Origin of the sequence: Lacinutrix sp. (assembly GCF_023299985.1) — a bacterium.
Taxonomy (GTDB): domain Bacteria; phylum Bacteroidota; class Bacteroidia; order Flavobacteriales; family Flavobacteriaceae; genus Lacinutrix.
Genome location: NZ_JALZVX010000192.1, coordinates 1 through 13,378 on the forward strand (window position 1 = coordinate 1; position 13,378 = coordinate 13,378).

Consider the following 13,378-nt stretch of genomic DNA (forward strand, 5'->3'; position numbering starts at 1 on the left):
ATCATACTAAATCAATTTTTAGCTATATTTGAAAAAAGGATTAAACTATAAATAATTTAATCCTGAGTTTTTAACTTACACAGATTTTGGGATAGTGTCCTTTTTTATATTCTATAAGTTTTTAAACCTCTATTTAGCAAGCTAAACTTATATTCTTTTTTGATGAAGTTCTTCTTGAGGTTCTTCTTCTTTTTCGTTATTCTCTTCTCTTCCAGGAAATATTAATGGTGTACTTGAATAAGTAGTACCAAAATTTACATTAGCAAAATACACTTGTTTTACGGCATCTTTAACTTGTGCTACAGTTAACTCTTTTAAAGGATGGATAAATACAGACCAAAGTAAATTATCTGAAACAGCATATTTAACATCTAAAGCAGTATGAAAATTAGCTTCTAATGCATTGGTTTTTGTTTCTTCATCAAGTTTAAACAATTCAGCAATTGGTGATATTATTCGCATTCTGTTGTGGTTTTCATCAGTGATACAAATAATTGGTTTGTCGTTAATTAAAAACTGCCATCTTCCTTCTTGTCCTTGAATACTATCACTAACTGTTTTAAAAATAATATCCAATTTTTCGTTTGTCATACTTTGAGCAAAAGAAAAACTAGAAACAAATAAAAGAAGTATTACAATGTGTTTTTTCAAAATGATTTTTTTTAAGTTTTATTTTTAGACGATATAAAAGCAAAAACTTAACATAAATTCTTTAGTTAACAAATAATGTGTTTTGCTTGTTTTAATGTTGAGCTTCAATAAATGTGTCTAATTTTTTGTTAGTGGTAAGTTGAATTTTGTTTTTCATAAAAGGTGTCCATCCAATTAAAATTCCAGTAGTACCAAGTGCTTGCCTTGTCCATTTCCACAAATTAAAAGTGTCAATATGCTCTATAATTTTACCATCTTTAAATTTAAAATTTGCGCTTACTTTATTAATAACTTTTCTTTTTTTGTCTCCATACACATAGTCTGCTACCCAATTTGCTTTTCCGTTTTCATTAGTTGCTTCAACACTATCAAAGCTAATTTTAGTATCTTCTTTTTTTTGAGAAAGTAACATTTCCCACATTTTAAATGCTCTTTCTCCTTTTAACTTTCCAAATACAGCATCTTGAAACACTACATCTTTATGATAACATTCTAACATGCTATTAACGTTGCCATTAGAAAAAGAGGTGTAAAACTTTTTTATTATTTCTTGATTACTCATTTAGTTTTTTTTTTTTTGATTTACTTAGGCAATTTGCAAAATTTTGCCTTTTTTTAAATTCTCTCCAGAATTCTTTAACTGATTTGAAGTTTAACTCATTATTTATACGATTTAGAGTGTTTACTCCATCGAAACTATATTTCCCTGAACCTATGATATATTGAAATTCCATTCTATCATTTCCAACATACTTCATTTCACCTCTAATAGAGTCAATTAGATGTCCAAACTGCATGAAATAGAGAGTGTCGTTTTTAACTTTCATTTTTTGCCATTCTGTTAGATTATCTCCATTTGTATCCCATGCTAGCCTTATTGAATCATTTTTGATATAAATTTCAGAGTAGTAACCTTTTCACACACGTAATAATTTCCGTCTATTTTAGGTTCATTTTGACACCCAAAATAAATTGATGAAATCAAAAGTAATAGGTGTTTATTATTTTGGATGTTCATTAGGTAATGGTTAATGCTCTCTTATATAAAATCGTTCCAATGTTTATATAAAGCTTTAAGCGAAGTTAGTCTAAAAAAATAATAGAGGCAAGTTTATAAACTAAGGCAAAAGCTGTATGTTTTTATTAATTCAGAGTCCAATTCACAAACATAACCATAAAACAAAGTACTAAAATTGATAGTAAAAAATGTAATATATTATTAAGACGCTTCTTTTTATTCGCTTTTGTTTTAATTTCTAGTTTTATCTTTTTTAAGGTTGCTTTATCTACTTTTTTAAAGCTATTATTTATAGAACCACTTTCTTGTATTACAAAACGAATATTTTTATATCGTTTAGTTTTTTCATGCTTTAGTTGTTTCACTCTAACATTATGTGTATTAAATCTTCCGTAGGTTCCCATTGTAATATTAATGTATATAAGATTTAGAATGTTACATTTTAATTTTTTTTCTTTATTTGTAGAAATAAAAAAGCCCATAACCTTTAGATTATGAGCTTTAAATTTTTATAAGATTTTCTTAATTACGTCCTGCGCGTACACCACCATCTGTATCCCAAATTGCTCCAGTTACCCAAGCAGCTTTGTCTGATAGTAAAAAAGTAATGCTATTAGCTACATCATCTGCAGTTCCATTTCTTCCTATTGGGTGAAACGCATTAAAACCTTCTAGTGCTTTAGAAGCTTCGTCTGCACCACCAAAAGCTGAGTCGTAAGCAGATGTTAAAACAACTGCTGGAGAAACCGCATTTACACGAATTTTATGATCTGCAAGCTCCATAGCTAAATGTTGTGTAAGTGAATGTAAACCTGCTTTTTGCATAGAATAAGCAGAAGAAGGTGTTGCTTTTACAGCTTGTTTTGCCCACATTGAACCTACATTTACAATAGATCCTCCATTAGTCTCTTTCATTTTATTAGCTACAGCTTGTGTAATAAAAAAGAAACCTCTGTTTAAATCCTGGTAAGAATCGTAATCTGCAACTGTGTGATCTAAAAATGCTTTTGGACCAAAAATACCAGAAGCGTTTACTAAATAATCTACATTATCTAATGCGGCTATAGTTTTTGTAAGTGCTTCAACTTCACTTTTGTTTGTAATATCTACTTGATGTTTGTGTAGGTTATTAGCATCTTGAACTTTAGCAGTATTACGACCAAGAATATGCACTGTTGCGCCTTGTGCTAATAATTGTTCTGCAGTTGCTTTACCAATACCACTTGTTCCTCCTACAATAATTGCTGTTTTGTTTTGTAATGTACTCATAGTTTAAGTTTTTATTATTTATTTATATTTAATTCTAATTTTCTTTTTTCAATACCGTAACCGTCCGATAATGTGTTGCCTTCTAAAGAGTTTTCTTTTGCCTGCATTACAATAAAGATAAATGCGCTATCACTGTTATTTCTAATAGCTATTTCTGTGGTTGTGCCAACTCTAATAACAGTGCCTTGTGAGATGTCTATATAATTATCATTTAGTAACAACTGTTCTTCGACCTTCAATTTTAAAATCGGGATTTGGTTGAAAAACATTTTCGGATAAGTTTAAAAATTTGCTAAGATCAATTTTTGATTGATCGTTTTTTTTAGTTTCTATTTTAAAGACTTACAAGTCTGTCTTTTTATTAGTAAATTTTTTAAATCAATATTTTGTTACAAAGTGATTTTGCAGCCTGTATTGGCCAACTTTCTTTATGTAAATGGCTTTCGGTAACTGCACTTTCGTACAATAAATAAATTTGTTTTGTTAGTACTATAATTTCCTTTTCAGATTGTAATGTAGTGTTTGCGATTACTAATTCTTGAATTAAAGCAATAAATGTTTTTTTCTCTTTTTGTATTTCTGTACGAATAGAAATATTGTCTTGTGGTATTTCTGCAATGGTTTTAATACACCAACAACCGTTAAATTCGGGTTGTTTGTAAAATAATTCTAGAAAATTGAATAATGCTAAAAGTTGCTGCTTTCCTTTTGGTTTGCTTTCACAATATATTTTGACACTTTCTAAAAAACTATCATTCTTATGTTGTAAATAAGAAATACAAATAGCTTCTTTAGATTTAAAGTGATTATATAAGGTTGCTTTTGCAATTCCAGCTTCGGCAATAATTTCATTAATGCCTGTGCTGTTATAACCATTTTTATAGAATAAATCTGAAGCCGTTTCTATAATTGTATGTCTTACTTGAGAATGTTTCACTCTGCAAATGTAAAACAAATACTAAAACTAGACAAGTTGGTCTTTTTTTTATAACATAAATTTAACTATTGAGTTGTTTCGTAGAAATTCAAAACTTTAAATATAATTTGCTACTTTGGTTCAATGCAAGAAGACTTCCTTCATTATTTATGGAAACATAAAAAAATAATAACTACAAACCTTAAAACTACAAAGGGAAACATAATTACTATTAATAAAGTAGGAGAGCACAACCATAATGCAGGACCAGATTTTTTTAATGCACAAGTAAGCATTGGAGAACAGTCTTGGGCAGGAAATTTAGAAATACACATAAAATCTAGCGATTGGTATTTGCATAATCATGAAACAGATAGTAATTACGACAACGTAATTTTGCATGTAGTTTGGGAGCATGACACAGAAATATTTAGAAAAGACAATACAGAGATTTCAACATTAGAATTAAAACACTACGTCACTCAAGAAGCCTTAAGTAACTATCAAAAATTATTTAGTAGTACTCAAAAATGGATAAACTGCGAGAACGATTTTGTATCTATTCCAGAATTTACTATTTCTAATTGGCTAGAGCGTTTATACTTTGAACGTTTAGAACGTAAGGCAAACGATATTGCAACTGTATTAAAACAAAGCACAAATAATTGGGAAGCCGTTTTATTTAAGATGTTATCTAAAAACTTTGGGCTAAAAGTTAATGGTGAGGCCTTTGCAAGTGTTGCAAATTCTTTTGATTTTTCAATAATAAGAAAACAGCAATCTAAACTATCAAGTTTAGAAGCTTTGGTATTTGGGCAAGCAGGATTGTTAGAAGATGATTGCCAAAAGGTCTATTACTTAGAACTAGAGAAAGAATATCAGTTTTTAAAACAGAAGTTTGGATTGTCTTCGCAAAATGTAACACCATTACAATTTTTCAGGTTGCGTCCACCAAACTTTCCAACCATAAGGTTGTCTCAATTGGCTAACATGTATCATGTGCATCAAAATGTGTTTTCAAAAGTTATAGAAGCTAAAAATTTAGACGATTTTTATAAATTATTTACTGTAGAGACTTCTAAGTTTTGGGAAACGCATTATACATTTAATAAAGAATCTAAAGCTTTAAAAAAGAAACTAACTAAATCGTTTATAGACTTACTTTTAATTAATACTATTATTCCGTTAAAGTTTAGTTATGCTAAGCAGCTTGGTAAATCTATAGACGAAGAAATTATACAATTACTGCATCAAATCGCTTCGGAAAAAAATAGTATAGTTAATACATTTAATAGTTTAAAAAAAGTATCAAAATCTGCTTTAGAATCTCAGGCTTTGCTTCAGCTTAAAACCGAATATTGCGATAAAAATAAATGTTTACAATGTGCTATTGGAAATTCGGTTTTAAACAAAGCACACTAACTATAAAATCATATTTTTATTCTTTTAAAACAATGTTACTTTATAATTTAATTTAGAATTAAAACCGGAAAGGTTTTATTACCTTGCAATATGCAAACTGCACATACTTTATTATTGTTTTTTCAAAAGCGAGGCTATCATGTTTGTCAGCGAATTGCAGATAGAATAGGTATTCGAGCTAAAATTGTGCGCACTTCATTTATGTATTTAACTTTTGTAACTGTTGGATTTGGTTTTGCATTATATTTATTCTTAGCTTTCTGGATGCGTATAAAAGATATAATTTATACTAAAAGAACATCGGTTTTTGATTTATAATACATGGTAAATTCGCTACTTAAATTTTTTAAAACTAAAATATATTTAGCTATAACGCTATTAGTATTAGTTATATGCACAGGTGTTTTAGGGTTTAAAATAATATCTGGATATTCTTGGGTTGATGCAATTTACATGACGGTTATTACCATTACAACCGTTGGTTTTGGAGAAGTGCAACCGCTTGATGATAGTTCTAAAATATTTACTGTATTTTTAATATTATCAAGTGTGGTAATTGTAGGTTACGCATTATCCATTATTACAGAATATATTCTAAGTACTAATAATCTAGACGATTTAAAAAGAAAAAAAATGCAAAAGAAAATTAATAGTCTCGAGAATCACACCATTATTTGCGGTTATGGGCGAAATGGAAAGCAGGCAGCAAAAAAACTAATGTCTTATAAAAAACCTTTTGTAATTATAGAAAAAAACAAAGAGGTTATAGAAAAGAACGAAAACCAAATGTTACCTATGGTTTTTGGTAATGCTAATGAAGACGAAGTATTAATGCAGGCAGGTTTAGATAGAGCAAGTACGCTTATATCTGCTTTACCTAACGATGCAGATAATTTATTTGTTGTGCTTTCAGCAAGACAACTAAATAGAAACGCATGTATAATTAGTCGTGCGTCTCAAGAAACATCATATCAAAAATTAAAATTAGCTGGTGCTAATAATGTTATTTTACCAGATAGAATTGGTGGAGATCACATGGCATCTTTAGTGGTAGTTCCAGATTTAATAGAGTTTATAGATAACCTTTCTATTGGTGGAAACGAGAATGTAAACATAGAAGAAATAGAGGTAGATAAACTCTACAATACATCGCATAAAGTACAGACTATTAAAGATTTAGACTTAAGAAATAAAACAGGTTGTACAGTAATAGGCTTTAAAGGAAGTGATGGAGATTATATTGTAAATCCAGAAGCCGAAATAAAACTAGTGCCACACTCCAAAGTTATAGTCTTAGGACGACCAGAACAAATACAAGAGCTTAATTCTATTTACGATTTAGATTAATAGCGTGCTTTTTAACAACTGCTATTTTATAAACTCGGCAATTTTTTGCATCTTGCTATTCTTAAATTAACAATTAACTAACAACAACTAATTATGAAGAAATATCTTTTTTCAATTTTCTCATTAATATTACCACTTTTATCACTGGCTCAAGAAGCTTCTGAGCTAGGTATCGATCAAAAGATTGATAAAGCTTTTGGAGATGCAACAGGATGGTTTGTAAGTTTTATCTTTTATCAAATAGATTTTGGTGGAGGTATTAAAATATTTTGGGTATTATTTCCTTTAATTTTAGGAGCACTTTATTTTACATTCTATTTTAAGTTTATAAACATAAGAGGTTTCTTTACGTCTATAAATATTGTGCGTGGAAAATATGACCACATAGATGGTCATGATAACAAAGATTTAAAAGTAGCAGGAGACTCTACACCAGGAGGAGATGCAATAGAGACTATTAAAATTGAAGATCACGAAGGAGAGGTAAGTCACTTTCAAGCATTAACAGCTGCTTTATCTGCAACAGTAGGTTTAGGAAATATAGCAGGTGTTGCTATTGCTGTTTCAATTGGTGGAGCAGGCGCAACATTTTGGATGATTATTGCTGGATTATTAGGTATGGCATCAAAATTTGTAGAATGTACACTTGGTGTAAAATATAGAGATATCGACGAAAACGGAACTGTTTTTGGAGGTCCAATGTACTACTTAACAAAAGGATTAAAAGAAAGAGGTTTCACTGGCTTAGGAAAAGTACTAGCAGCTATTTTTGCAGTATTTGTTATTGGTGGTTCTTTTGGAGGTGGTAACATGTTTCAAGTAAATCAAGCAGCTCAATTATTTCAACACATGACAGGTGGAGAGGAGTCATTTATTAATGGATACCGTTGGGTATTTGGTTTAGTAATGGCAGTGTTAGTTGGTATTGTAATTATTGGAGGAATTAAAAAAATAGCCAAAGTAACAGATAAAATTGTACCATTCATGGTTGTTATTTATGTTGCTGCTTCTTTATTTGTAATTATTACTAATTATAATATGATAGGAGATGCTTTTATGCAAATCTTTGATGGTGCATTTAGTCCAGAAGGTGTAGCAGGTGGTTTTATAGGTGTGTTAGTTCAAGGATTTAGACGTGCAGCTTTTTCAAACGAAGCAGGTATTGGTTCGGCTTCTATAGCGCATTCAGCTGTAAAAACTAAATATGCAGCAAGTGAAGGTATGGTTGCTTTATTAGAACCTTTTATAGATACAGTTGTGGTTTGTACTATGACAGCTTTAGTATTGGTAATTACAGGAAACGTAACTGCAGCAAACGCAGGATTAAACGACGCTGATGCTATATTATTAACATCTGGAGCATTCGAATCTGCAATTTCTTGGTTCCCTTACGTACTAACAATTGCAGTAGTGTTATTTGCATTTAGTACAATGATTTCATGGTCTTACTATGGATATCAAGGTTGGGCATTTTTATTCGGAAGAAGTAAAAAAATGGAATATGCATATAAAACATTATTTTGTTTATTTGTTATAGTAGGTGCTTCAATCAGTTTAGGATCTGTAATTGGCTTCTCTGATGCCATGATTTTTGCTATGATGGTACCAAACATGATTGGTCTTGTTTTACTAGCTCCAAAAGTTAGAGAAGAACTTAATAGATTTATGAAAGCTATTAAAGAAAAAGCCGAATAAAAAAATATGTTGTAACTTCATCTTATAAAAATCTTAAGATGAATAATTTAAAATCCCATTTCGTGTTTACAAAACAACAACGAAATGGGATTTTTTTATTGCTATTACTCATCATTGCTTTTCAATGTGTTTATGCGTATGTTAGTTTTTCTTCAGAAGACATAATTGTAGACTCAAAAGCATTACAATTATTTCAAAAAGAAATCGATTCTTTAAAGTTAGTTGAAATTGAAAACAGAAAACCAAAAATCTATCCTTTTAATCCAAATTTTGTTACAGATTATAAAGGTTATACTTTAGGTATGTCTAGTGAAGAAATTAATAGATTGAAAAAGTTTAGAGCTAAAAACCAATGGGTAAACTCAGCAAAACAATTTCAACAAGTCACAAAAGTTTCAGATTCTATTTTTAATAAAATTTCACCTTACTTTAAATTTCCAGATTGGGTAACAAACCCAAAACCTAAAAAACAATATTCTAATTCATTTTCAAAAGAAACACCTAAAACCGAAACTCAGAAAATTGATTTAAATATTGCAACTGCAATACAGCTTCAAAAAGTATATGGAATTGGAGAAGCTTTTTCAGAACGAATTATTAAGTATCGAACAAAGCAAAACGGCTTTGTTTCTATTATAGAGTTAAACGAAGTGTATGGATTAAAACCCGAAACAATTAGCGAACTTAAAAAATCCTTCAGCTTAAAAACACCTAAGGCAATTAGTAGAATAAATTTAAATACAGCATCAAAAGCAGAGTTAGTAACTGTTAGGTTTATAGATTACGAAATCGCTCATAACATTATCGAGTTTAGAACACTTCATGAAGGATTTGATTCTTTTGAAGAATTAACAAAAGTTAAAGGCTTTCCACTAAAAAAATTGGAGATAATTAAGTTATATTTACAGTAAAATTAGAATATAACAAAAATGGATAACAGATACTTCACCGAAGAACATAATTTATTTAGACAAAGTTTAACAGATTTCTTAAAAAAAGAGGTCGTGCCACATATAGACAAATGGGAAGAAACTGGTCATATAGAGCGTTTTATTTGGGAGAAATTTGGAGAAATGGGCTTTTTTGGTATAGCATATCCAGAAGCTTATGGTGGAATGGATTTAGATTTATTCTACACTGTTATCTTTCTAGAAGAACTTCAAAAAATAAATTCTGGAGGTTTTGCTGCAGCAATGTGGGCACATGCTTACTTAGCGATGACTCATGTAAACGCAGAAGGAAGTGAAGAAATTAAGCATAAATATTTAACAAAAAGTATTACAGGAGAAATGATTGGTGCAATGGCTGTTACCGAACCTTTTGGTGGTAGTGATGTTGCAGGAATGAGAACCACTGCTGTTAAAAAAGGAGACACTTATGTGTTAAACGGTTCTAAAACTTTTATCACAAATGGTGTGTATAGCGATTATATAGTAGTTGCTGCGAAAACGAGTCCAGAACTAGGTAATAAGGGTATTAGTATGTTTATTGTAGATAGAGATACTAAGGGCTTAAGCGCAACTAAATTAGATAAGTTGGGATGGAGAGCATCAGACACTGGAGAATTAGCATTCGATAATGTTGTTATTCCAGCAAACCACTTAATGGGAGAAGAAGGAAAAGGTTTTCCATATATCATGCAACACTTCGCTTCAGAACGTTTAATAATGGGAATTAATGCTCATGCCAGAGCAGAATTTGCTTTAGAGTATGCAGTAAAATATATGGCAGAACGTCAAGCTTTTGGTAAAACTATAAATAAATTTCAAGCATTACGTCACACAATGGCAGATTGCTATGCAGATATGGAAGTATGTAAAGAATTTAATTATTCGGTAGCTGCTAGACTAGATAAAGACGAGTACGTTGTAAAAGAAGCAACCATTTCAAAATTACGTTCTACAAAAATGTCAGACGAGGTTATTTACCAATGTTTACAAATGTTAGGAGGCTATGGCTACATGGAAGAATATCCAATGGCACGCTTATTGCGTGATAGTAGACTAGGACCTATTGGTGGAGGAACATCAGAAATACTCAGAGAAATTATCGCTAAAATGGTAATCGATAAAAAAGAGTACAAACCAGCTGTAAAACACTAAAGCATTATTTTACTGAGTTTATTTTAATAATTTAGAATTATCTTTGTTAATAAAAAGAGGTCATAATATTAAATATTAACTTTTTAAGATGAAAAATCCAAATCAAATATTATACATATTATTTTTTTTATGTACCACAATTACATTTGCACAAAAAGAAATAAACAACCAAGTTGTAGATTTTTTTAAAGATGAACCTATAGAAAGTGCAAGTGTTTATATTAGAAGTACAGCAATAGGAACCATAACAAATGCAGATGGAAAATTTGTGCTTAGAATTCCAAAAGATAATGTAACAGATACTTTAGTGGTTTCTTCTATTGGTTATTCTACAGAAAAAATACCGCTAGAACAGTACGATCCTTTAGAGCCAATTTACTTAGTAGAAGCAGTAGCATCTTTAGATGAGGTTGTGTTAGAGGCAGAAGCAAGACCAAAAACAGGAAATGAAATTGTGCTAAAAGCAATTGAGAGACTGCCACAAACAATGCCAGATTCTTCATACATTCAAAAAGGATTTTTAAGGCATAAAGAACGTAATAAAAAGGAATTTAAATGGTTAATTGAGAGCGCTATATCTGTTTACGATTCTGGGTATGCTGTTTCTGCGAAAAAGCATTTAAAAATAAACGTAGATCAAATGCGTAAAAGTTATGATTTAAGAGATGTAGATAGCTTATTTACTTATGCTTCATATTTAAATCAAAATTCTACAATAAAAACAAATCCTAAAAATTTAAGAAGAAGCCAAGTAAAAACGGCACTATTAAAAAAATCTATTAAATGGAATGATAATAGAGTAAACGGACTTCAAAATATATTTCAAGGAAAACTTAATATGTTTAGAAATGTAGAGGGTAAAAAAGCATTATTTGGAGATGGTATTTTAGAAAATCACCAATTCAAATTAGATACCATTTTGGTAGATAACGAACGTAAGCTATATAAAATCAAAATTACTAAAGGTGAAGAGTATGTAGGTTTGGGAACTAAAGGTATTTATAACGAAGGCTTCGAAGCTAAAGGTTGGTTATATATCTATTATGATAATTTTGCTATTAAAAAAGTAGAATACGAATTGTTAGCAGCTTCAAAAGAACAAAAGAGCAGAAGCAAACGCTTGTTCGACACAGAAGTTAATCACAAGTTAGTAATAAACTATAAAGAGTATAAAGACAAAATGTACCCTAATTATATTTATTACGAAACTCCAAAACTAGTTAACGTAGGTTTTAAACCAAAAAGTAAGCAAGACGAACAGTTTGCAGAGCAATTTAACAAAGAAGAGCGTTTTTACTATACTATACAAGAAATATTGTTTTCGGACATTGTCCTAGATCATGATAAAATTAATACAGCGCTTGAAAATAAATGGGATATGGATATTTTTTCTTCTAAACCATATGATAAAGAATTTTGGGAAACATACAATGTCTTATTAGAAAGTGAAGATGAAGAAAAACTAATTCAAGATTTAAGCAAAAGAGCATCATTATTTAAAGATTAGTAGTGCTTTTTACTACGTTACTAAAAATTAACTATGTCTATTAAAGCTTTTGTAAACTACCTTCAGTTAGAAAGAAACTACTCTAATCTCACTGTAAAAGCCTATACAAACGATATTAATTCTTTTCAAACATTTTTAGTTGAGGAATTTGATGATTCTCAATTAAGTCAAGCTAACTACTCTCAAATAAGAAGTTGGATTGTACAACTAGTAGAGTTTAAAATATCAAATAGAAGTATTAATCGTAAAGTTTCAGCATTAAATTCTTATTACAGATTTTTATTAAAAATAGGAGATATCGATGTAAATCCGTTAATAAAACACAAAGCTTTAAAAACTAGTAAAAAAATACAAGTACCTTTTTCTGAATCAGAAATTGTTATAGCATTAGATGAATTGCAATATGAAGATGATTACGAAGGTGTAAGAAATAAACTTATAATAGAATTATTTTATTCTACTGGAATTAGAAGAATAGAGTTGGTTAATTTAAAATTATCAGATATAGACTTTGGAAATAGAACGCTAAAAGTTTTAGGTAAGAGAAATAAAGAACGCTATGTTCCATTATTAAACTCAGTAATAAAAACACTTCAAAATTACCTTAAGATACGAATAGAAGTCAATCCTATAATAGATAATCAGGCACTTTTTTTAACAAAAAAAGGAGTTAAAATATACGAAACTCTTGTTTACAGAATTATAAAACAGTATTTTAGTCTAGCATCTAATAAGGTAAAAAAGAGTCCACATATACTAAGGCACTCATTTGCGACCCACTTATTAAATCAAGGTGCAGATTTAAATGCTGTTAAAGAACTTTTAGGACATTCAAGTTTAGCTGCTACTCAGGTTTACACACATAATAGTATAGCCGAACTTAAAAAAGTGTATTCCAAAGCACACCCAAGAAGTAAAAAGTAACAGCTAGAAATAAACAACTGTTTAACTAATTTAAATTTAAGCTTATGAAAGTTAATACGCAAGCGGTAAATTTCAACGCAAATCCAGAATTACTAAATTTTATTCAAGAAAGGATGAATAAATTAGAGAATTTCTACGATAAAGTTATAAAACCTGATGTGTTTCTAAAAGTTTAAAATACAAGTAGTAAGGAAAATAAAATTTTTGAAGTACGAGTAAGTATTCCAGGAGTTAGCTTTGTGGTAAAAAAGCAATGTAAATGGTTTGAAGAAGGAGCAGATATAGCAGTTGCATCGTTAGAAAGACAGTCAAAAAAGAAAAAAGCAAAATTAAGATCATATTTATGAAAATATTTATGAAAAATATTTTTGAATAACTAAATAAATATTTACATTTGCAGTCCGTTAGAAATAGCGGGCTTTTTTTATACGTAAAAAATGTAATAAAAGCCGATGTAGCTCAGCTGGCTAGAGCAGCTGATTTGTAATCAGCAGGTCGTGGGTTCGAGTCCCTCCATCGGCTCTTAA

The 13,378-nt window shown here is 29.9% G+C and carries 14 protein-coding genes, 1 tRNA gene and 1 pseudogene; 10 read left to right on the top strand and 6 right to left on the bottom strand.

The window, feature by feature from the left end; genetic code table 11:
* Nucleotides 1-147 precede the first annotated feature (147 nt).
* The 6 genes from Q0C58_RS10360 to Q0C58_RS10385 all read right to left on the bottom strand — a co-directional run bounded on the left by Q0C58_RS10360 (nt 148) and on the right by Q0C58_RS10385 (nt 3,875).
* Nucleotides 148-651 carry a hypothetical protein gene (locus Q0C58_RS10360; RefSeq protein ID WP_290701035.1) on the bottom strand — a complete coding sequence of 168 codons (504 nt, stop codon included), beginning with the start codon at nt 649-651 and terminating at the stop codon, nt 148-150.
* A 91-nt stretch (nt 652-742) separates the two neighbouring features.
* Nucleotides 743-1,213, bottom strand: a complete 471-nt coding sequence (locus Q0C58_RS10365) for a nuclear transport factor 2 family protein (RefSeq protein WP_290701039.1) — start codon at nt 1,211-1,213, stop codon at nt 743-745.
* A 581-nt stretch (nt 1,214-1,794) separates the two neighbouring features.
* Nucleotides 1,795-2,151, bottom strand: a complete 357-nt coding sequence (locus Q0C58_RS10370; protein WP_290701042.1) for a hypothetical protein — start codon at nt 2,149-2,151, stop codon at nt 1,795-1,797.
* A gap of 40 nt (nt 2,152-2,191) precedes the next feature.
* The gene (locus Q0C58_RS10375) at nt 2,192-2,938 is read right to left on the bottom strand and encodes an SDR family oxidoreductase (protein WP_290701045.1); all 747 of its coding nucleotides are present in this window, start codon (nt 2,936-2,938) and stop codon (nt 2,192-2,194) included.
* Nucleotides 2,939-2,952: 14 nt separating this feature from the next.
* Nucleotides 2,953-3,177, bottom strand: coding sequence for a hypothetical protein (locus Q0C58_RS10380; protein WP_290701048.1), 225 nt, complete (start codon nt 3,175-3,177; stop codon nt 2,953-2,955).
* 134 nt (nt 3,178-3,311) lie between these two features.
* Nucleotides 3,312-3,875, bottom strand: coding sequence for a TetR/AcrR family transcriptional regulator (locus Q0C58_RS10385; RefSeq protein WP_290701051.1), 564 nt, complete (start codon nt 3,873-3,875; stop codon nt 3,312-3,314).
* A gap of 123 nt (nt 3,876-3,998) precedes the next feature.
* On the opposite strand from Q0C58_RS10385, the gene Q0C58_RS10390 reads away from it, so the two are divergent.
* The 10 genes and pseudogenes from Q0C58_RS10390 to Q0C58_RS10435 all read left to right on the top strand — a co-directional run bounded on the left by Q0C58_RS10390 (nt 3,999) and on the right by Q0C58_RS10435 (nt 13,373).
* A complete protein-coding gene (locus Q0C58_RS10390; RefSeq protein ID WP_290701054.1) occupies nt 3,999-5,276 on the top strand; it encodes a DUF2851 family protein in 1,278 nt (425 codons plus the stop codon).
* A gap of 90 nt (nt 5,277-5,366) precedes the next feature.
* Nucleotides 5,367-5,594 (top strand): PspC domain-containing protein, encoded by a 228-nt coding sequence (locus Q0C58_RS10395; RefSeq protein ID WP_290701057.1) that lies wholly within the window; start codon nt 5,367-5,369, stop codon nt 5,592-5,594.
* A 3-nt stretch (nt 5,595-5,597) separates the two neighbouring features.
* Nucleotides 5,598-6,623: a TrkA family potassium uptake protein gene (locus Q0C58_RS10400; RefSeq protein ID WP_290701060.1), complete on the top strand. Its 1,026-nt coding sequence runs from the start codon at nt 5,598-5,600 to the stop codon at nt 6,621-6,623.
* Between the two features lie 93 nt (nt 6,624-6,716).
* The gene (locus Q0C58_RS10405; protein WP_290701063.1) at nt 6,717-8,318 is read left to right on the top strand and encodes an alanine/glycine:cation symporter family protein; all 1,602 of its coding nucleotides are present in this window, start codon (nt 6,717-6,719) and stop codon (nt 8,316-8,318) included.
* Nucleotides 8,319-8,356: 38 nt separating this feature from the next.
* Nucleotides 8,357-9,229 carry a helix-hairpin-helix domain-containing protein gene (locus tag Q0C58_RS10410; protein ID WP_290701066.1) on the top strand — a complete coding sequence of 291 codons (873 nt, stop codon included), beginning with the start codon at nt 8,357-8,359 and terminating at the stop codon, nt 9,227-9,229.
* A gap of 18 nt (nt 9,230-9,247) precedes the next feature.
* A complete protein-coding gene (locus tag Q0C58_RS10415) occupies nt 9,248-10,420 on the top strand; it encodes an acyl-CoA dehydrogenase family protein (RefSeq protein WP_290701069.1) in 1,173 nt (390 codons plus the stop codon).
* 88 nt (nt 10,421-10,508) lie between these two features.
* Nucleotides 10,509-11,927: a carboxypeptidase-like regulatory domain-containing protein gene (locus Q0C58_RS10420; protein WP_290701072.1), complete on the top strand. Its 1,419-nt coding sequence runs from the start codon at nt 10,509-10,511 to the stop codon at nt 11,925-11,927.
* A gap of 33 nt (nt 11,928-11,960) precedes the next feature.
* Nucleotides 11,961-12,851: a tyrosine-type recombinase/integrase gene (locus Q0C58_RS10425; protein ID WP_290701075.1), complete on the top strand. Its 891-nt coding sequence runs from the start codon at nt 11,961-11,963 to the stop codon at nt 12,849-12,851.
* 44 nt (nt 12,852-12,895) lie between these two features.
* A pseudogene (gene raiA, locus Q0C58_RS10430) lies at nt 12,896-13,198 on the top strand (ribosome-associated translation inhibitor RaiA).
* Between the two features lie 101 nt (nt 13,199-13,299).
* Nucleotides 13,300-13,373: transfer RNA gene (locus Q0C58_RS10435), tRNA-Thr, on the top strand.
* Nucleotides 13,374-13,378 lie beyond the last annotated feature (5 nt).